This is a genomic window from Aestuariivivens sediminis (genome assembly GCF_022662105.1).
Lineage (GTDB): Bacteria > Bacteroidota > Bacteroidia > Flavobacteriales > Flavobacteriaceae > Aestuariivivens > Aestuariivivens sediminis.
This window is the reverse complement of the sequence record NZ_JAKMCP010000001.1, coordinates 1-22,027: the sequence shown is the minus strand read 5'-3', so window position 1 is coordinate 22,027 and position 22,027 is coordinate 1. Positions and strand designations below refer to the sequence as shown.

Here is a 22,027-nt window from a genome sequence, read left to right as displayed (position 1 = left end):
TATATTTAGAGCATATTCTTAATAACTTAATAGCATTAATATGACCATTAATATTCAATACGTTCACATGTTAACGAGCGAAGCGATGAACGCTTATGTGACCAAGCAATTAAATAAGTTAAATAAAAAATACGATTGGCTGATCAACGCAGAAGTCTGTTTTGAAATTGAGCATAATGCAGATCAAAACGGTAAGATTTGTAAAATTGAATTAAGTGCTCCGGGTCCTAGAATTTTTGCTACCTCTAATGAGAGTACATTTGAAAATGCAGTTAAGAAAACCATCAAGGATTTGGAGATTCAATTAAAAAAGCGAAAGCACACTTTTATTAAACATTAGATTAATGGTGGTGGTAGGGTTCATTCCTCAATATTGTAAATGCTCTATATAACTGTTCAATAAAGAAAAGCCGAATCATCTGGTGGGAAAAGGTCATTTTAGATAATGCTATTTTGCCATTGGCTCTTTGGTATACGTCGGAGGAGAAGCCATAGGGTCCTCCAATAACAAAAACAAGCTGCTTGATGCCAGAATTTAAATGTTTTTGTAGGTAATCGGAGAATCCGACTGAAGTATATTGTGGCCCGTTTTCATCTAAAAGTATGACGGTGTCAGTAGGTTTGATGAGGTTTAAAATTGCTCCCCCTTCCTGATCCTTTTGTTGCTTTTCCGATAAGTTTTTTACCTTTTTTATATCCGGAATAATCTGGAATGAAAACTTGTTATAAAAGCCTAGCCGTTTCGTATAATCTTCAATTAAGGCATCCAGTTCCTTTTTGTCTGTTTTTCCAATACCAAGAAGTTTTATTGTCATAATACAAATTTAAGGTTTACATTTTAGCAATGATATATTTTATCTTTATGAATTTTGAAAATTTGACAAATTTATCATATAATTTCGTGAAGCATTTTCTTATTTTAGCATCAAATATTTAAATATGATTACACAGGAGCACTTTGATTCAGAGATAAAGCGCATCATTTCCAGTGCTATAAACGAAGACGTTGGAGACGGTGACCATAGTTCTTTGGCATGTATACCGGAAACGGCGAGGGGTAAAGCGAAACTTCTTGTTAAGGATAAGGGCATTATTGGAGGTGTTAATTTTGCAAAGAAAGTTTTTGCTTACGTGGATAAGAGTTTAAAATTAGAGGTACTTATAGAAGATGGGACGGAGGTTACATTTGGGGATATTGTCATGTACGTTGAAGGTCCTTCGCAATCCATTTTGAAAGCAGAACGTACTGTATTAAATGCTATGCAGCGCATGAGTGCGATTGCAACCAAAACGAGGCTTTTCGTTGATCTGGTAAAGGGAACCAAAACTAAGATTCTGGATACCAGAAAGACCACACCGGGAATTCGTGTTTTGGAAAAATGGGCTGTAAAAATTGGGGGTGGAGAAAACCATCGGTTTGCTTTATATGATATGATCATGTTGAAAGATAATCACATCGATTTTGCAGGAGGGATTACGAAAGCCATTGAAATGACCAAACAATATCTGAAAGATACAGGAAAAGATCTGCTCATTATGATCGAGGCGCGAAATCTATTGGAAGTAGAAGAAATTCTAAGAAATGAAGGGGTTTACAGAATCTTATTGGATAATTTCGATTATGAAGATACCCGAAAAGCCGTAAAGTTAATTGGGGATAAATGCTTAATCGAATCTTCGGGAAATATTAACGAGGCGACAATTAGGCATTATGCTGAATGCGGTGTGGACTATATTTCATGTGGTGCCTTGACCCATTCTGTTCATAATATGGACCTCAGTTTAAAAGCCGTTAATTAATTAATTTTTATCACGAATTTGTTAGCTAAATTTATATAAATTGCATATATAATACGAGCTAAAAGCAAATTCTATTTTAATGACCAAGCCTATCGAAGATAATCTTGAAAAGATTCCTGTGTTAAATGTTATCGTTCGCTTTTTTAAGCAAATTAAATTACCGGGTCTTGAAGGATTATCCTTTTACGATTTACTGGAGCTTTATATTACGGGTATTGTCAAGGGTGCTTTGACGACGCGAGCCAGTGCCATTGCGTTTAGTTTTTTTACCGCCTTGTTTCCTTTTCTGCTGTTTATTATTATTATCATTCCTGAGATACCTGTCGCTAATTTCCAAAATGAGTTCATGACCTTTTTGGAATCTTTTTTGCCTCCAAGTACTTCCGATTTTTTCTTTGACAACATATTTAAAAACATCGAAAACTCAAAGCGGGGAGGCCTATTGTCCTCTGTTTTGGTTTTGTCGATTGCCTTGATGGCAAATGGTGTAAATGCCATATTTTCCGGTTTTGAGAACTCCTATCATGAACAATTGACCCGAAATGTTTTTAAGCAATATTTGTATGCCCTTGGAATCGCATTGATTTTAGTTTTTTTATTGATTGTCACTATTGTGGTATTAGGGTATGTTCAAATCTATGTTGTGAAGGAATTAGTAGATGTTCTTAATAACAAAGGTTATTTAGACTCGGATGAGGTGTTCTGGTTTGACGTTGCTAAATATGTCTTTTTTGTGATTATGATCTATATTGCAACGGCGACCCTGTATTATTTTGGGACCAAAGAAGGGCGGGAGTCGAAATTCTTTTCCATTGGGGCTTTATTTACTACATTGCTTATTATGCTAACGTCTTATTTATTTGGGGTCTATATTGAAAATTTTGGACAATACAATAAGTTATATGGCTCTATAGGGGCCTTGTTGATACTGCTTTTCTATATGTGGCTTAACGCAAATATTCTATTATTGGGTTATGAATTAAATGCGTCTTTGAATAAACTTCGCAAAAGGAGGTAGTTTATGGGCTATTTTATTGATGTCATCATTCCGGTTCCGCTTCAAAAACTATTTACGTATAGTATTTCATCTTCTGAGGCAGTATTCATAAAAAGAGGAATGCGCGTGGCCGTACCTTTTGGAAAATCTAAAATCTATACGGGTATTGTAGCCAGGATCCACCAATTGCCACCCACGGCATATCAGGCCAAAGAGATACATCAAATTTTGGATGAAACACCTTTGGTCAATGAATTGCAATTGGAACTTTGGGAGTGGATAGCAAATTATTACATGTGCACTTTAGGAGATGTGATGAGAGCAGCCCTGCCCGGTGCTTTTATTTTGGAAAGTGAAACCAGAATTGTGAAAAATAAAGGCTTTCCAATAGAAGAACATATGTTGGAGGATGAAGAATTTCTGATTTACGAAGCCTTACAGCACCAGTCTTCATTGAAAATTCAGGATGTAATGGGGATTTTGGATAAAAAACAGGTATTCCCTGTGATAAATAGGCTTATAGAAAAAGGAGTTGTTCATCTTGAAGAGGAAGTTTACGAAAAGTATAAACCCAAGCTGGTACGTTATGTAAAATTAGGCTCCAATTATACCACTGAAAACGCATTGCAACAGTTATTGGACGCTCTTGGTCGCGCTCCCAGGCAAAAAGAGGTCGTCTTAACCTTGTTTTCTTTAGTGGGAAAAACAAAAAAGCCGGTAACGGTTTTTAATTTAAAAAATGAAAGCGGGGCGTCTTCCTCCATTATTAAAACATTGATAGATAAAGGTGTCCTCGAAGAATATCATATACAAACCGACAGAATTCAATATTCCGGTAAAGATACGTTAAAAACCAAGTTGCTCAATACCTGTCAAATACAGGCCCTGGATGCTGTAAAAAAGGCCTTCGAAACCCAAAATGTGACGCTACTTCACGGTGTAACCTCTTCGGGAAAGACAGAAATTTATGCGAAATTGATTGAAGATTGTATTAGCAGTGGCAAACAAGTACTGTATTTACTGCCAGAAATTGCTTTAACCACCCAGCTTATTAGCAGATTACAGCGTTACTTTGGTGAATGCATATCGGTGTATCATTCGAAGTACAGTTCTCATGAGCGCGTTGAGGTTTGGAATAATGTGTTAAAACAGGCACCCAAAGCACAAATTGTCATTGGTGCAAGATCTTCCTTGTTTTTACCATTTAGTAATTTAGGACTTGTTATAATTGACGAAGAGCACGAACTGTCCTATAAACAATTTGACCCAGCACCTCGATACCATGCGCGTGACACGGCAATAATGTTGGCTAATATGCATCGGACCAAAACCCTTTTGGGATCCGCGACGCCGAGTTTGGAAAGTTATTTTAACGTTAAACAGCATAAGTATGGTTTTGCAGAAATACACAAGCGTTATAATGATGTTTTAATGCCGGAAATTCAGTTGGTGGATTTAAAGGATAAATACAAGAGAAAACGTATGACAGGTCATTTTAGCGATACACTTATTGAGGCCATGAGGGATGCGCTAAATGAAGGTCAACAAATAATTTTGTTCCAGAATAGAAGGGGGTTTTCACCAATTATAGAGTGTACCATCTGTGGACATGCCCCTCAGTGCCCTAATTGCGACGTGAGTTTAACCTATCATCAATATAAAAATCAATTGCGATGCCATTACTGTGGTTATCATACCGCGATGCACCTTAATTGTGAAGCATGTGGTAGTTCGGATATAGATTCTAAAGGTTTTGGTACAGAACAAATTGAAGAAGAAGTAAAAACCCTGTTTCCGGGGTACAAAGTGGCACGTATGGATTTAGATACCACCCGCGGTAAGTATGCATACGACAAAATAATTAACGCTTTAGAACAACAGGAAATCGATATTTTAGTAGGGACGCAAATGCTTACCAAAGGATTGGATTTTAGGAATGTTAAACTTGTTGGAATCATGAACGCCGACACCATGTTGAATTTCCCGGATTTTAGAGCACATGAGCGTAGTTTCCAGCTCATGTTGCAAGTTGCGGGACGCGCAGGCCGAACGGATGAGCGGGGTAGTGTACTCATTCAAACCTACAATCCATATCATTCCATTTTACAGCAGGTCTCCACCAATAATTATACAGAGATGTTTAATGAACAGTTGAATGACAGGTATACTTATAAGTATCCACCAATTTATAAACTTATAAAAATAACTTTAAAACACAGGGATTTTAATAGGGTAGAGCAAGCATCTCAATGGTTGGCCAAATCTTTGAGACAACTTTTCACTGAATATGTTTTAGGTCCGGAATCCCCACCAGTTTCCCGAATAAGAAATCAGTTTTATAAAAATATATTAATAAAGATTCCTCAAGGGCAATCCTTATCAAAAACAAAAGAAGCCATTATTAAGGTGAATAACAGCTTCTTCAGTATAAAGGAATTTCGGTCGGTTAAAATTATTTTAAATGTCGATAACTTTTAGTGAGAGATAGATTATGGATTATTTACAAAATCTCTAAATGTTATTTAAAGCGTCTACCAATTGGGTTTTTTTATTTCTGCTTAATGGAATTTCATAAGCGCCCACTTCCACATTTTTACTGTTAAACCGATCTATTTTATCCAGATTCACAATATATGATTTATGGATTCTTAAAAATTTATTTTCCGGTAGTTCTTTTTCAAAGGCCTTCATGGTAGATAATACCACTAAACTGGTTTCTTCCGTTACCAATTTCACGTAATCTCCAAGCGCTTCAATCCACTTAATGTCCTTGATATAGACTTTACGTTTTTTAAGATTACTCTTTACGAAGATGTGCTCACCTTCTTCTTCATTAAAGTCTAGTTTAAGTTTATGCTGCTCTAAGGCTTTCTCTACAGACGTGTTAAACCGCTCTTTGGTTATAGGCTTGTGCAAGTAATCCGTAGCATCATAATTAAATGCTTTAAACGCATACTCGGTTTTCCCGGTTACAAAGATAATTTGAGGCTTGTTGTTTAATACATCCAGAAGTTCAAACCCATTAAGAACGGGCATTTCAATATCCAAAAAGATAAGGTCTACTTGGTGGGTATTTAAACCATTTTTAGTTTCGAGAGCACTACTGTACTCTGCAATTAAGTTAAGTGCCGGATGATTTTCCACCAGCTTTACTATCGAGAGACGCTGGATTGCCGAGTCGTCTACTACTACACAGTTTAAAGTCATAACATTTTAATATTTCGGTTAAGTATCGACAATAGTACGAAAAATTCGGGTAAAAACCAAAAATCATCGATTAACTGCTTAATTTAACAAAAATTTAACATTTAAAAGACGGCTGTAATAAGTTAGGTTGCACTTGCAATATATAAAATATTTGGTTATTTTTGCACCCATTTTTAATACTAAAATATATTTTTATGAATCATTATGAAACTGTTTTCATCTTAAATCCCGTTTTATCTGAAGACCAGATAAAGGAAACAGTAAAGAAATATGAAGATTTTCTTGTTTCTAAAGGGGCAAAGATGGTAGCCAAAGAAGATTGGGGCTTAAAAAAATTAGCTTACCCCATACAAAACAAGAAAAGTGGTTTTTACCATTTGTTTGAATTCACTGTTGAAGGCGATGTTATAAACCAACTGGAGTTGGAGTTTAGACGCGATGAGCGTTTTATGCGTTACCTTACTGTAAAATTAGATAAGCATGCCGTTTCTTGGGCAGAAAGAAGAAGAGAAAAACTTAATGTAAAAGCTTAATTATGGCATCAATAGATCAACAGGCAAAAGGAAAAAAAGACGGAGAGATTAGATATTTAACTCCTCTAAACATTGAAACAAATAAGAAAAAGAAATACTGTCGATTCAAAAAATCTGGTATAAAGTATATCGATTATAAAGATCCGGATTTCTTATTAAAGTTTGTGAACGAGCAAGGCAAAATTTTACCACGTCGTTTAACGGGAACCTCATTAAAGTATCAAAGAAAAGTATCTGTAGCTGTTAAAAGAGCGCGCCACTTGGCTTTAATGCCTTATGTAGCAGATTTATTAAAATAAAATACCGATAGCAATGGAACTTATATTAAAACAAGACGTTGAAAATTTAGGATTTAAAGACGATGTTGTAACAGTTAAGAACGGTTATGGTAGAAATTATTTAATTCCTCAAGGACAGGCTATATTAGCGACGCCATCAGCCAAGAAGGTTTTGGCAGAAAATCTAAGACAGAGAGCTTTTAAAGAAAAGAAAATTATTGATGATGCCCATAAAATGGCTGAGGCTATTAAGGCATTGGAAATTAGAATTGCGGCCAAGGCTACTGAAGGTGCATCAGCCGGAGATAAGTTGTTTGGCTCTGTTACGAAAGCAGATTTAGTAGAGGCTTTCGAAAAGGAAGGACACTTGGTCGATAAGAAGTTCGTGACGATCACCGGAGGAAACATTAAACGATTAGGACAGTACAATGCGGTTATTCGATTGCATCGTGAAGTAACCTTCGATTTTCCTTTTGAAGTCATAGCCCAGGTGGGTTAAAAATTATAATACTAAAGTATTTTGAATAAGCTACTCTTTGAGTAGCTTTTTTTTTTATTTTTGGGAAACGCATTTTCTATGCGCGCATAATAGACTAACTCAATCCAGTACCAATCAAATGAAAAAAACTATCCTTCCCATTGTATTCCTGTTTATTACAGTAGGTGCCTTGGCACAAGTAACAACATCAAACATTAAAGGTCTTATTACCGACCAAAATTCTGAACCTCTCCCAGGGGCGAACATAGTAGCCGTTCATTCCCCTACCGGAACAAAATATGGTGCGGCTTCCAATATCGATGGTCGTTTTAACCTGTTAAATTTAAGGGTAGGAGGCCCCTATAGCATTATGATTAGTTTTGTTGGGTATCAAGAGCAAACCTTTAATGATGTATTCCTAACTCTGGGTAAAACCCAAAATATTGATGTCATCCTGGTAGAGGAAAATCAACAATTAGATGTCATTCTTATTGAGGGTTCAGGAGGAACGGGTACATTTGGTAGTGATAGAACGGGAGCCGAAACCAGTGTTGGAAGACGAGAACTTACCAGACTGCCCACCATCACCAGATCGCAAGCGGACTTTACAAGATTGGAACCTACTGCCAGTGCAGGTTCCTTTGGCGGTAGAAACGACCAGTTCAATAACTTTTCATTGGATGGCGCCATATTTAATAACCCCTTTGGATTGGATGCTGCTACCCCTGGTGGACAAACCGACGCCCAGCCCATTTCATTGGATGCTATAGATCAAATTCAAGTGACTACGGCACCCTATGATGTTACTTTATCTGGTTTTACAGGGGCTTCAGTTAATGCAGTGACCAAAAGCGGAACCAATGAATTTCATGGTACTGTTTATGGGTTTTACAGGGATGAGAGCATGACCGGTAAGAAAATTAAAGGTGAGGAGGTAACGAGGCCCGATTTAAATCAAACACAATATGGTCTAAGCATAGGTGGGCCCATCATAAAAAACAAATTATTCTTTTTTGCCAATTTCGAAAGAGACGAAAGGGACGATCTCGGCACGAATGGATGGGCTCCTAATACTGGATCTGGTGCCATAAATGAATCCAGAGTGTTGGAAAGTGATTTAATAGCAGTAAGAGACGCATTATTGGCTGTTGGTTATGATCCTGGCGCGTATGAAGGGTTTACACATGCATCTGAGTCGACCAAAGGGATTTTTAAGTTGGATTGGAATATCAATGATAATAACCGCTTGGCTGTTATTTATAATTTTTTAAACGCATCTAAGGAGAAACCTGCACACCCAACAGCGATAGCTTTTAGGGGTCCTAACGCCAATACCTTACAATTTGAAAATTCGGGTTATGAGATTAATAATGAACTTAGATCTGTGCAAATTGAACTAAATTCCACCTTATCTGAAAGTGCTTCCAATAAATTACAAGTAGGTTATACGCATTTTAATGACTTTAGAAATCCTTTTTCTGTTCCTGCACCTTCCATTAACATAACAAAAGGAGGTTCTAATTACATTATTGCGGGACATGAACCATTTTCAGTTCATAACAGATTGGACCAAAAAGTATTTCAGTTTACGGATAATCTGAATTTTTATAAAGGAGATCACACCTTCACCATAGGAACGTCTTTTGAAAAATTTCAATTTGACAATTCTTTTAATTTAGTTAGTTATGGCTTTGATCTTTTTGGAAGTGTAGATATTGCGGATTTTGATGCCACCGCATATGATTTTGTAACTCCCCAGCAAACATTTGAAGCCAATAATGCTGTGCCAGAGGGAACCCCGGGTGGCTGGGCATTGGCAGAAACCAACGTAGGGCAATTGGCCTTTTATCTACAAGATGAATGGAATGTTTCCGAAAAATTTAAATTAACCTATGGGATACGTTTTGATAAACCCTTATTTTTTGACTCGGCAGAGAAGGCACAAGAGGTTATTGATAGAGGGTTTGTGTTGCCAGACGTTATGTACTATAATCCCAATACAGCACAAAGGGTTACTATAGATAATACTCAAATGCCAACGAATAAGTGGTTAATCTCTCCCAGAGTTGGATTTAACTATGATGTTAACGGCGATGATACATTTCAATTACGTGGAGGGTCTGGTTTATTTACCGGTCGATTCCCATTTGTTTGGCTAGGAAACCAAATCGCAAATCCAGATGCTTTCTTTTTACAAGCAGTAGATCCTGAATATCAGTTTCCACAGGTTTGGAGAACCAATATTGGTACTGACAAAAAGTTGGAAAATGGATTAATTCTAACGGCAGATCTGTCTTATACAAAAGATATAAACGGTCCACATGTACAGCATTGGGGACTATTACCACCATCTGGCACTTTACAGGGAGTTGATAATCGCCCAATCTATACAGCATCAGATGTTGTTACATTTGATGGATTTGTTGGGGATGGTGCTTATGTGTTTACAAATTCTGATAAAGGACGTATTTGGAATGCTTCCTTTAAGGCACAGAAAACATTTGATCATGGTTTGTATGCCATGCTTGCCTACAGCTATTTAAATGCAAAAGACGTCAATTCGATAGAAGCAGAAATTACAAGTGATGCCTTTAATGGCAACCCGGTAGTTGGAAATGTAAATAATGATGTGCTAGGGTACTCTAAGTATGGTGATACCCACCGTTTTATTGGTGTAGGAAGTAAAAAATGGGTTTACGGTAATAATAAATGGGCCACGACAATATCTACCTTCTTTGAGTATGCTCAGGGAGGACGTTTTAATTATACCTATGGGGGTGATATAAACGGTGACGGGTCTTCTATAAATGACCTCATTTATATCCCAACATCCGGTGAAATCGGTCAAATGCAATTTGCAAACGCAGGAGACGCTAATGCTTTGGAAGCTTACATCCAACAAGATGATTATTTAAACGGAAGGAGAGGGGACTATGCCGAGCGCTATGGTGCTTTAGCACCGTGGAGAAGCCGTTGGGATATTAAAATTTTACAAGACTTTAATATTGATGTATCGGAAGAAAAGACCAATACCATTCAGATCAGTATCGACATTTTAAATTTCGGTAATTTTTTAAATTCCGATTGGGGTGTTATTCAGCAACCTAATAATGTTCAACCCATAGGCGTATCATTCGATGATAATGGTGTTCCTGTCTATTCATTTAATGGAAACTTAAAAAATACCTTTGGCTACGACTCCAGTTTGGCCTCACGCTGGCAAATGCAAATAGGGTTACGTTATATTTTCTAGTAAAAAACCATAGATTATTATTACATTAGCGCTCTCATCAATGGGAGCGCTTTTTTGTAAGACTTAATGTTATCTATTCCTCAAATTAACTGGTATAATTTTAAGTCTATTTTCCCTGATATAAGTCAGAATCCTATTATATTGATTGAAAAACAAATGAAATACGCCAGACTTACGAAGGAACAGTTTGAAGAATTACACCAGGAATTTATCAACTTTTTGGCCACCCAGTCCATTACAAAGGAAGAATGGACCCATTTAAAACAAAATAAACCTGAACTCGCTGAAACCGAATTAGATGTGTTTAGTGATTTAATTTGGGAAGGGGTATTGAACCAGGCGGAATATTTAGAGCATATATCTCCGCAGCATATGTATTTATTTTATTTAGGAGCGGATAAAATGCAGGCCATAGTTTTAAATTTAAAAAATGACATGGATATTACGACTCCTGAAGGGTACCAGTGGCTTCGTGAGAACTTAATGGATGATGATGTGGAGTTTTTTCAAGCCGATAAGGACTATGGCAATGATAGAAACCTCGATAAGTTTAATATGATTCAACAAGGTGCCGTCATCACAAAAGGGGAATTGTATAGGTATTTTGATAAGCTTATTAATTAATTTCAGACATGGCATTTAAGACTACCTCCTTACTGTGCCGTGGTCATCGATTTAGAGGTACTTAAAAAAAAGGATGGTCTCATTTTATTTAGACGTATCGGTAATATTTAGGTTTTTTAGCATTCCTACTTCTATAGGAATACATTTCCCGTTAAAAACTATTATTTTTGTCACACTGAGCACAGTGGACATTCAATTAACTAAAATTTTATAATGGCTCAAAAACCAAGTATTCCAAAAGGAACCCGCGATTTTAATCCAGAACAGGTAGCCAAACGCAATTATATTTTTAATACGATTCGAAGGACCTTTGAATCTTTTGGGTTTCAACCTATTGAAACACCGAGTTTTGAAAACTCAGAAACCCTTATGGGTAAATATGGGGATGAAGGAGACCGTTTAATATTTAAGATATTAAACTCAGGTGATTATCTGGCCAAAGCCGATAGTCAAGCCATTGCCAACAGAGATTCTCAATCCCTTGCGGACAGTATCTCTGAAAAGGCCCTTCGGTATGATTTAACCGTGCCCTTTGCGCGCTATGTGGTACAACATCAAAATGATATTGAGTTTCCCTTTAAACGTTATCAGATACAACCGGTATGGCGTGCCGATAGACCACAAAAAGGGCGTTTTAGGGAATTTTATCAATGCGATGCAGATGTTGTGGGCAGTGATTCCCTTTGGCAGGAAGTGGAGTTTGTTTTACTTTATGACGCCGTGTTTACCGCTTTAAATTTAAAGGGGGTTCATATTAAAATCAATAATCGGAAAATACTATCCGGTATTGCGGAGGTCATTGGCGCCCGTGATAAACTTATTGATTTTACGGTAGCTTTGGATAAACTCGATAAAATAGGCGAGGCAAAAGTAAAAGAAGACATGTTAAGTAAGGGCATTTCTAAGGAAGGAATTGATAAATTACAGCCATTGTTTTCTTTAAAAGGGACTTTTGAAGATCAAATGGGGAGTTTAAAGGACATGTTGTTGACTTCAGAAATTGGACAAAAAGGAATTGAGGAGTTGGCATTTATTCATTCGGCGATTTCAACACTGGGCCTTTCAACTGCCCGATTGGAATTGGATGTTACTCTGGCACGTGGATTAAACTATTACACCGGAGCCATATTTGAGGTTGCTGCACCAAAAACCATACAAATGGGATCCATTGGTGGCGGTGGCCGCTATGACGACCTGACCGGTATTTTTGGCATGAAGGATATGAGTGGTGTGGGTATAAGTTTTGGTCTCGACCGAATTTATTTGGTCTTGGAGGAGCTTCATTTATTTCCTGAAACGGTAACCAAACATATAGAGGTGCTGTTCATTAACTTTGGTGAAAAGGAGGCATTGTTTTCCCTGAAGGCCATTAAGCAATTAAGGTTAAAGGCCATTAATGCCGAACTCTACCCGGATCCCGCCAAAATGAAAAAACAGATGAATCACGCTAACAAGCGGCACATACCATTTGTGGTTTTGGTTGGAGAAGAAGAAATGGTTTCCAATACATATACCTTAAAGGATATGAATTCGGGAGAGCAATTAAAGGTCTCACTTGAGGCATTGATTTCTAAACTAGAATAAATACCAAAAAAAGAGCCCCAATAATTAATTGGGACTCCTAAATTAGTTGAGATATGGTAGATTTGGGGATCGACTAACTCAAACTAATCATGACTAACTCAACTAAAGAATTTCATTTGGTAGGTTTGATACCAAAATTCTAGGACCACAAGCTACATATTAAATCTATGAAATGCAAAAAAAATCGATTAAACGCATAATTCATTAACATTTGATACGAATTTTGACGCGCTTAAGCTGTGGTTGAACCTTTTAAGGACTTCAACGGATTAAGAAGAGGTTAGACATTATTAAAAAACCACAGCATTACTATGGCGGGCAGTTGCGTAATTAGAAATCCTATGTTAATGAATGACTATTTGTTTTGTGGTGATAAATCCTTCGTCACTTTCCACGGAAACGATACCGTAATTACCTTTTAAATTGGATAAGGCCATTCTTATGGTCTGTTCTTGTAATCCATTGGCAGTGTATACTTTTTGACCATTCAGGTTAAATATCGAAATGCTTTTTATGCTATTAGACATACTTGTATTGATATAAAGCTCTTTAGTGTTACCCAAATAATTGATGCGGGTATTTTCAATAAATTCATCCGGTGTTGACAAGCTACTTTTTGCAAGGTTGGTTACCGAATTGTCTTTAAAGGCAATATAAAAACGATCAAGGTATTCACCACTATATATAAATGATGTATAATCTAAGTAATTGATTTGTGTATATGTATCTAATTTTGCATCATAGACATAAACATCTATGGGGTTTTCAAAATTTTCTAACTTGTCAAGTGAAATTTTTATATTTCCACTATTGGTTAAAAACATACCTAATGGATATTTTTTAGTCTCGTTGAATGTACCCACACCTTGAATGACATAGCGTTTATTTTCAATCAGCCAATTAAGATCGTCGGGAAAATTATCGACATTTAATGCGTCATAACCATAATCATAACCGTCTGTGGCAACATCATCTGTAAACCCAATTACTAAATGGCGAACATAACCATTTGGCATAGTAAAATCAATTCTTAACAATTGGGGATTTGTAGAATTTGCGGATACTGTGGTTCTATTTAAATTATTCTTTGCAATTCCAGTGGTAAAGACACATAAAAAAGCAAAGCATAAGTAGGTTAATCTGATCATTAGATTTGGGGTTTAATGAACAATTTCTAGTTAGCTAATGCTAATATATAAATAAATTGTTAAAAAATCTATGAAATACGAAAAAAATCGATAAAAGGATATTATATGAAATATTTGAAGGAAATATATGATAAAAAAAGAGGCTATAAGCCCCTTTTATAGTTTAAATTAAAGAATATTTTGATCTCATTATGAATTATAAATCATAAGCCTTCAATGCTTTTATTTACTTAATATAACTTTTTTATTAATATTTCCTGCAGTCGTTTGAACCTCAATTATATAGGTCGCATCCGTAATATCATCAACTGGAATTTTCATTTCGTTTGAGAACTGTGGGGTATTGGTCTTGTTCCATGTTTTAATACGCTGACCTAAAATGTTAGTTAAATAAACTTGTTTTACATCAATATGATCTGGGGTCCTAATAAATATTTCTTTACTGTTCTGTAAATAGTTAACAGAAACCTGACTCATTATTTTATTTTGTTCAGAAACTGAAAGTGTATTTTTATTGTTAAATGTAATATAAAATCTATCCAAATAGATGTCCGTATCAAGTGTCATTTCAAAATTATGATTTTTATCATCAATTTTAGTATAAGTTCCCAATAAAGCATCATAAATATAAACTTTTAAATTAGGTGGTATATTTTCGAAAGCGGATATGGAAATTTCGATATTACCTGCATTTGATAAAAATATTCCTAATGGGTATTCTTTACTGTCATCAAAGGCTCCAACACCTTGAATTACATATTTTTGATTCTCTATTATAAAAAGCATGTCGTCTGGCAATGATTCCTTCGTCAAGGCATCATACCCGAAGTCAACCCCATCGGTAGCTGCATTATTTGGAGTAAATCCAAGCGCCAATGGTCTAACTGCACCATTAGGGGTTTTAAATTCAAACCTAATGATTTGTGGCTCATTTTGTTCTTCCTCTGGTGGAGCTGCATTATTTTTACCGTTTTTTGTATTCCCTGATTTTATAAAAATGGATCCATCTTGTGAATTATCATTGGTTTCTCTTTGAAATACACGCTGACTGTTTTTAAAGGTTACGACTCCACCTGTTTCATTGGAGAAAACAAAGAAACCTTGTCCAACAGGGACATATCGACCCGGTATTTTGGTTCCAGAACCACCTTCAATAACATAGCCATCGGCAGTAGGTTCGGGAGTAACCGCAGCAATTCCGGTTAGTAAATTTCGTACTGCATAACCGCCAAGATAATCCCTTAATATATGGGTATTATTCTCAACATAATGTTCCCAAAAATACAATGCTCCAGTGGTACTGCTCTGGTTATCATAAATAAATTCATTGGCATCTATGGCTGAGGCATAGGGATTACCAACTAAGGCATCATAACCCGCATTAATAGGCGTTGTAATGGTCTCATTATTAGGTTTACCTGTAAACACATAATTTTGAGTACCCGGTGTATTTTCTACATAGTTGTTGCCACTACCTTTCATGATATGGCCAAGGCCAATATTAAAATAAGTTGAAGTCGGATTTAATCTTCTCCAGTTGGCATAGGTGTTAGATACGTAATTTTCATAAGCGTATGTCCATCGCGAACTTAAGGTAATTGGTGTTGTTCCAGGTGCCGTGTAGGTGGTGGTCCAACTTATATCTTGTGGGGAGCTCGAAACGGTACCATCCCTCATGACCCCATTTATAGTTCTTGGGTTGTTATTGCTGCCGACAGTTTGTGGTCCTGATGGAGACCCCCAATAATTATAACTAAATGGATTATTAGTGCCCTGTTGGTCTCGCTCTATAAAGCCACTACTATCTATATCTAAGATACTTTCACTTACTTGGGTGGGTGTATATCGTTTTTGAACCAATTGTGATTCACCCACTAAATCAATTTGCCCATCCAAACTTAAATAATGGGTTATCCATAGCCCTGTACCGAAATTAGTTTCATCTTGAGCACCGGCCGCAGAGGTTATTGTCAATTCAGCAGTATCAACAAGCAATCCTAATAAGGTAACATCCTGTACATCCGAAGTAATATTATGGTCAGTCCTAATCCTAACAATGTTCCAATCTATGGGATCGCCATTGATACCCGTGCTATTGGGGTAATCCCAAACCGTATGACCCCATTCCCAAGGGGATCCCGCATCATTATTTGAGGTATTCACAGCATTCCAATTACCGGGTTCATCCGTTTCATAGGGCAGTGGTGCCGTTTCTTGCTGTGTTGTTTCAATATTTCGTAATTGACCATCAGGACCAATTCCAAACGTGTCCAGTAAATATCCCGTTCCAGAGAGCGATGCCGGCTGAAGCATTCTATAGTAACCAACCAAACTCGACCAGTTTAAACCAGCCACATCAATGGGAACAACTTCCCCTCTTGTTGCCGTACCATTATTGGTAATGGTTTGATTCATCATTTGACGAATCTGTTCTTTTGTTAAGGCCACGTCCCAGACACGAAGTTCTTGCATCCAACCACTGTAGTAGTTCACAGGATTCGGATTTCCACCTGCCGGATTTTGATCCATGGCGCCTAACATAAATTCATGGGTGTTTGCAGTTGGAACGGCGCCACTGCCACTACCAACCTGAATACCATCCACATAAAGGATATAGTTAGCCCCATCGAATGTCACTGCGATATGATACCATCGGTTGGTGCCTAAGGCATTGGATGCTGTAATCGTTCCACCGCCATTGTAATTAAAGGAGAGACTGGTTCCTTGAAGCCTCAAATCGTAACCATCTGTAAGTGTTGTCGCATCTCTTTTAGAAAAGATGGTTTGAATGGCATTATTAGCACCACCATCATTTTGATTTGGATCTGGTTTTACCCAAATTTCGAAGCTAAAGGCCCCACTTAGGTTATATTCGTTTTGGAAGGTCACATGGTCATTGTCACCATCAAAATCTAAGGTGTTACAACCTTCTCCAAACGTAATAACTACGAGATCCTGATCACAATCGATCTCCCAAAGTAGTTGATATGTATTACCCGCTTGACCTGTAAAAGTCGCATTTGGGTCAGTTATATCAGAGAAACTACCTCCAGTTCCGGAAGCTATGTACCAGCTTCCTGGAAGTGGTGTACCTTCAGAATTTTGACCGCTCGCTGCCAGAACCGTTGATGTGATACCACAGTTCTCAACACTCAAGTCTTGATCGGGTCCCGCATTGGCAACGGTTTCCAGGGGTTGCGTCACCTCAATGGAAGCAGTTTCCGTACAATTTTTGGCATCGGTAACGGTAACGGTATAAGTGCCAACAGCTAAATTATTAGCCGTTTGTGTGGTCTGCCCATCACTCCATAAGTACGAATAAGGTGCCGTACCACCGGAGGGGTAAATTTTGGCTGTACCACCATTAGCACCTTGGTAGCATTGAGGCTCTTGAAATTCTGTAGACAAGGTTAAATCAGTGGGTTGCGTAATGGTGACGTTTCTTGATATCTGGCAGCCGTTGGCATCGGTAGCCACCACATTATAGGTTCCCGGTGAAAGATTGATGGCGGTCTGGTTGGTTTGGCTATCACTCCATAAATAGGTATATGGAGGAGTCCCGTAGGTTACCGTAATGGTGGCCGTACCATCACCGGCGCCATAACAGTTTACATTCGTTTTTGACGTTGATGCTGCAAGTGCGTTTGGCTGTCCAATAGTAACACTGGCCGTCGCGGTACAATTATTAGCATCGGTAACGGTTACTGAGTAACTACCTGCAGCCAATCCTGAGGCTTGCTGAGTCGTTTGTCCATCGCTCCATAAGTAGGTGTAACCAGAGGTTCCTCCTGCTGGGGTCACCGTTGCCGTTCCATTACTGTCTCCATAACAAAGGGGTTCGGTACTGGTCGCCGATGCCGTTAACAAGGGTGGGTCGGTAATGGTAACCGAATCGGAATCGGTACACCCATTGGCATCCGTAACAATCACGGTATAGGTTCCCGCACCTAAATTAGTGGCGGTTTGAGTGGTTTGTCCATTAGACCAAGCATAGGTATATGGTTCTGTTCCTCCTGTTGCATTCACCTGGGCATAGCCGTTAGAGCTGCCATAGCAAGGCGGGACGTTAGGGTCAAAACTAATAATGGATAGTTCCGGAGGCTCTCCAACGGTTACTGACGTTGTAAAAGTATAAGGGTCAGAAACGGTCATTTCGAGATCTTCATCATAATAGGTGTTGGAATCGGTAACCGTCACCGTGTACGTTCCGGGGCTTAATCCGGTTTGATTTTGAGCTGTTGGGTCTAAACCAATACCATCACTTGTAGTCCACAGGTAGCTATAGGGAGGTGTCCCTCCAAACGCTTCCACAGTGGCTGTTCCATTATTCGTACCGGCGTAACAGGAAATATCAGTAGCTGTTGCAATGGCCGATAATGGAGAACTTACCTCAAGATCAAAACCGGGACAGAAACATTTTGGTTCACGTTGCCCACAAGGGGTTTTCGCCAATTTGGTCCAGGATATTAAAAATTTGGTTATTGTTATTTGACTGCCACATACATATTGATCGTCAATAAACAAGTAAGCCGCTCCGGTTCCAATTTTTACACCTTCGTATAAACATTCCTCAACGGCTTGGGTGGAAATCTCACCCGTAAGCGGATGAACAGTGGTATACTCGGCAACCACATTTAAATTATAATTGGTATTATCACCGTGATCCAAATAAAACCATATATAAATAGGATGATCAATTATTTCACCTGGATTATCACAAGTCCCTAAGGGAGTGCCATCTCCTTCACCAATATACCAATCCAGGAGTTGATAATCCTGAGACACACAACGATCACATTCCACGTCAAATTCAATACAAGAGCCAATAAGAATATTAAATGAATAATTTACAGTTTGTCCTGAGTCATCCGTCACGGTAAGCACAATCGTTTTATTACCGCCCAAGGTATATGCTATTTCTAACGAAGAATTGTCATTCACTGTTGTCGTTGGGGGTGGAGTATAATCCACATCATTTTTAACGTTTGCTCCAAAATTCCAATTATAGGTTAAATCACCATACCCACCTGTAATTAAAGGATTGCTATTTTCATCTAACAATCTAATATATAATCTTTGTAGATCAACAGATAAAGTAGGATCACAAGCAGCCTCATAATCTAGGACAATAGTAATAATGTCGGCTACAACAATGCTTTCTGTTTTTTGACATCCTTTGCTATCGGTTACCGTAACCGTATAGGTTCCTTGGCTCAGGCCTGTTTGATTTTGAGCGGTTGGATTTAACCCACTACCGTCTGAAGTCGTCCATGAATAGGTATATGGTCCAACACCACCGCTTGGGGTCGCAGAGGCGGTACCATCGGTTTGTCCAACACCTGAAGTTACAGTGGCTATAAGCGAAACATCCAATAAGGCCGGGTCTGAATAGGTCACAGATTTTATTACGGAACATCCGGAAGCATCCGTAATTGTAACATTGTATGTTGCTGGAGATAATCCTGTAGCCGTCTGGCCGGTTTGACCATTACTCCATAAATAGGTATATGGCCCAACACCGCCAGTTGGCGTAACTGTCGCTGTACCACTATTGGTTTGGGCACAACCAACAGTATTGGTCGTAAACGAAGCCGTAATTTCGGAAGATTCTGTAATGACCACATCTATTTCCTTTTCACAGCCATTGGCGTCTATAACACTCATGGTATAGGTGCCATCCGTTAAATTTAAAAATGTATTATTGGAGGTCGTTACTCCACCGTTTTTGGAATATAGATACGGACCAACTCCACCTGATACGGAAAGGGTTATGGAACCATTGGTTCCGTTATAACAGGTAACATCTTCATGGGATTCAGAAATTATCAGGTCATCGGGCTCGGTTATCGTTACCGTGGCTGTTACCGGACAATTGTAGAAGTCCGTTACCGTTAAGGTATAGGTGCCTGCGGCCAATCCCGTTGCGGCCAAAGTGGTTTGAGCAGCGGGGTCATCCCATAAATAGGTATAAGGTGCTTTTCCTCCTGAAACCACACCACTGGCACTACCGGAAGCCTCTCCATAACATAAAGCGTTTTCCCAACTGGGGATTTCAACTTTAACACGCGTGGATTCATTAATAACGACTTCGACATTTTCAGATACACAGTCCTCGGAATCTCTTACCTGGAAATAGTAGGTGCCATCCAGTAATCCTCCAAAGTCACCATCGGCAGTCCATGATACCGAGGCATCCCCGGTCATTCGGTATTCGTAGCCGCCATTACCACCCTGACCCGTAACGACAACGCCTTTGGAGCCGGGTTCAAAACAGTTGGCATCCGTTAATTGTACATCGGCAATGAGTGCTTCAGAAGGCCCTGTAAGAATTACGACCACATCGGCGGTACAACCATTGGCATCCTGAACCGTAATGGTATGATTGCCACCAATTTGATTGCTAAATGTCGCATTGCTTTGGAAAGCACCGCCATCAATTCGGTAAGTATAAGGTGTTACACCACCGGAACCTGCAGCCGTAACCCATCCTTCTGGACTATCAAAACAGAAAAGCGTATTGGATTGCCCGGTAATAGAAGCACCAAGCGGTGTTGGTTCGGTAATGGTTACGGAACATGTTGTAGAACATCCATTGCTGTCCGTAACGGTTACGGAATGGGAGCCCGCCGGTAAACCCGTCGCGTTTTGAGTGGTCTGGCCATTACTCCATAAATAAGAAAAAGGACCAATGCCACCAGTTACGTCAACCGTAGCTTCGCCATCTGAACCGCCATTACAGCTTACCGCTTTCGTTTCGCTGGCAGTACAACTAATTTGATTAATCGTAATGAGCTGAGTGGTTGTAGAACTTTTACCGGCATTGTCGGTAAAGGTCCAGGTAATGGTCGTTGTGGTTGTGATGGGGAAGGACGCATCCGGAACACCATCAATAGTCCCACCGGTACAATTGTCGGTGGCTGTAGGGGTATCAGGTTCGTATGCACAACCCCAGTTTATATCAGATAATGATGGTACCACTGGAGGAATGTTATCCTCAACGGTCACAATGGCATCACAAAAACTTCCATTGCCATAATTGTCTGTAACGGTTATTCTAACAGAATTATCGCCAAGATCGGAACAATCAAAAAACGTTTTACTAATAACAGTATTGGCTATACCACAGGCATCATAGGGTAGGCTCAAAGCTATATCATCTATATCAATTGTACCTTCACCAGAATCATCAAGCTCCAATGTAAAAGGTTGGCAACTTACGGTGGGTTTTACCTTATCCTCAACGGTAACCGTGGCGTTGCAGGTGGCTGTATTACCACTATAGTCTGTTACGGTTAAGACCACATTGTTGGTTCCGATATTAGAACAGTCAAAAGTGTTTGGTGTAGCCGTATAACTTGCAATACCGCATAAATCGGAAGATCCATTATCGATATCCATACCCGTTATGGTGGCATTACCCGTAGCATCCAATTGAACCGTAATATCTTTACAAACTGCTACAGGAGGAGTATTGGCATCAACCACTGTAACTTGGGCGTCACACATCGATTGATTTCCCGAAGCATCAGTAACGACTAAAGTAATAATATTAACGCCTACGTCTGAGCAATCAAACTGACCATTAAAGCCATTTGCAAAGGCCAAATTGAAATTACAGTTATCAGAACTACCACCATCAATATCATCCGGGAATAATTTTCTATTGGGTTTTACCTCACCATCAGCGTCCAGATCTATGGAAATATCTTGACACACTGCAACAGGTGGTTCTGTATCATTTACGGTTACTGTAAAGCTACAAGAGTTCGTATTACCATTTGTGTCTTCAACCTCAAAAGTAACAGTTGTTGAGCCTTCTGGAAAAGGGCTTCCAGAAGCAGGTCCAGCGATTCGTGTTATTGATGCTACTCCACAATTATCTGAAGCTGTTGGTGTGGAATATGTAACAGCAGCAGTACATAAACCAGGGTCGTTATCAACAGTAATATCTCCAGGGCATGTTATTGTTGGTTGGATATCATCTGTTACTGTTAATACAGTATTAGTTCCTCCATCTAAATCGATGACACAAGAAGTTGCATTAGCATCTCTAATTTGGACATCGTAAGAGCCGGCCGTCAATCCTGTATTGTTAAGCGAAGCGGTCCAAGTAGCACCACCATCA

14 protein-coding genes are annotated in these 22,027 nt (G+C 38.6%); 10 read left to right on the top strand and 4 right to left on the bottom strand.

The features are described from left to right. Positions 1-40 precede the first annotated feature (40 nt). Positions 41-340, top strand: a complete 300-nt coding sequence (gene hpf, locus MR054_RS00070) for a ribosome hibernation-promoting factor, HPF/YfiA family (protein WP_242086267.1) — start codon at positions 41-43, stop codon at positions 338-340. Between the two features lies 1 nt (position 341). On the opposite strand, the gene rlmH is transcribed toward hpf, so the two are convergent. After that, positions 342-815: a 23S rRNA (pseudouridine(1915)-N(3))-methyltransferase RlmH gene (gene rlmH, locus MR054_RS00065; RefSeq protein ID WP_242155035.1), complete on the bottom strand. Its 474-nt coding sequence runs from the start codon at positions 813-815 to the stop codon at positions 342-344. Between the two features lie 124 nt (positions 816-939). Between rlmH and nadC the strand changes: the two genes are divergently transcribed. From nadC to priA, 3 genes are all read left to right on the top strand, one after another. Then, a complete protein-coding gene (gene nadC, locus MR054_RS00060; RefSeq protein ID WP_242086271.1) occupies positions 940-1,800 on the top strand; it encodes a carboxylating nicotinate-nucleotide diphosphorylase in 861 nt (286 codons plus the stop codon). A gap of 79 nt (positions 1,801-1,879) precedes the next feature. Continuing rightward, positions 1,880-2,818, top strand: a complete 939-nt coding sequence (locus MR054_RS00055; RefSeq protein ID WP_242155033.1) for a YihY/virulence factor BrkB family protein — start codon at positions 1,880-1,882, stop codon at positions 2,816-2,818. Between the two features lie 3 nt (positions 2,819-2,821). Then, on the top strand, positions 2,822-5,275 hold the full coding sequence (gene priA, locus MR054_RS00050; RefSeq protein WP_242155032.1) for a replication restart helicase PriA: 2,454 nt from the start codon (positions 2,822-2,824) through the stop codon (positions 5,273-5,275). Between the two features lie 33 nt (positions 5,276-5,308). Here priA and MR054_RS00045 read toward each other — a convergent pair whose 3' ends face one another. Beyond that, positions 5,309-6,004 (bottom strand): LytR/AlgR family response regulator transcription factor, encoded by a 696-nt coding sequence (locus MR054_RS00045; RefSeq protein ID WP_242086280.1) that lies wholly within the window; start codon positions 6,002-6,004, stop codon positions 5,309-5,311. A gap of 194 nt (positions 6,005-6,198) precedes the next feature. Between MR054_RS00045 and rpsF the strand changes: the two genes are divergently transcribed. The 6 genes from rpsF (at position 6,199) to hisS (ending at position 12,754) form a co-directional block, all read left to right on the top strand. Next, positions 6,199-6,537, top strand: coding sequence for a 30S ribosomal protein S6 (gene rpsF, locus MR054_RS00040; protein WP_242086283.1), 339 nt, complete (start codon positions 6,199-6,201; stop codon positions 6,535-6,537). Positions 6,538-6,539: 2 nt separating this feature from the next. After that, positions 6,540-6,836 (top strand): 30S ribosomal protein S18, encoded by a 297-nt coding sequence (rpsR, locus tag MR054_RS00035; protein ID WP_242086286.1) that lies wholly within the window; start codon positions 6,540-6,542, stop codon positions 6,834-6,836. 13 nt (positions 6,837-6,849) lie between these two features. After that, positions 6,850-7,314 (top strand): 50S ribosomal protein L9, encoded by a 465-nt coding sequence (rplI, locus tag MR054_RS00030; RefSeq protein WP_242086293.1) that lies wholly within the window; start codon positions 6,850-6,852, stop codon positions 7,312-7,314. A gap of 118 nt (positions 7,315-7,432) precedes the next feature. Further along, positions 7,433-10,546 (top strand): TonB-dependent receptor, encoded by a 3,114-nt coding sequence (locus MR054_RS00025; RefSeq protein WP_242155030.1) that lies wholly within the window; start codon positions 7,433-7,435, stop codon positions 10,544-10,546. A gap of 156 nt (positions 10,547-10,702) precedes the next feature. Further along, the gene (locus MR054_RS00020) at positions 10,703-11,170 is read left to right on the top strand and encodes a DUF6495 family protein (protein ID WP_242086297.1); all 468 of its coding nucleotides are present in this window, start codon (positions 10,703-10,705) and stop codon (positions 11,168-11,170) included. 213 nt (positions 11,171-11,383) lie between these two features. After that, on the top strand, positions 11,384-12,754 hold the full coding sequence (gene hisS / locus MR054_RS00015; RefSeq protein ID WP_242155027.1) for a histidine--tRNA ligase: 1,371 nt from the start codon (positions 11,384-11,386) through the stop codon (positions 12,752-12,754). A 344-nt stretch (positions 12,755-13,098) separates the two neighbouring features. On the opposite strand, the gene MR054_RS00010 is transcribed toward hisS, so the two are convergent. Beyond that, complete coding sequence (locus MR054_RS00010; RefSeq protein ID WP_242155025.1) at positions 13,099-13,902, bottom strand: T9SS type A sorting domain-containing protein; 804 nt, start codon at positions 13,900-13,902, stop codon at positions 13,099-13,101. Positions 13,903-14,124: 222 nt separating this feature from the next. Then, positions 14,125-21,984, bottom strand: a complete 7,860-nt coding sequence (locus MR054_RS00005; RefSeq protein WP_242155022.1) for a LamG-like jellyroll fold domain-containing protein — start codon at positions 21,982-21,984, stop codon at positions 14,125-14,127. Between the last annotated feature and the right edge of the window lie 43 nt (positions 21,985-22,027).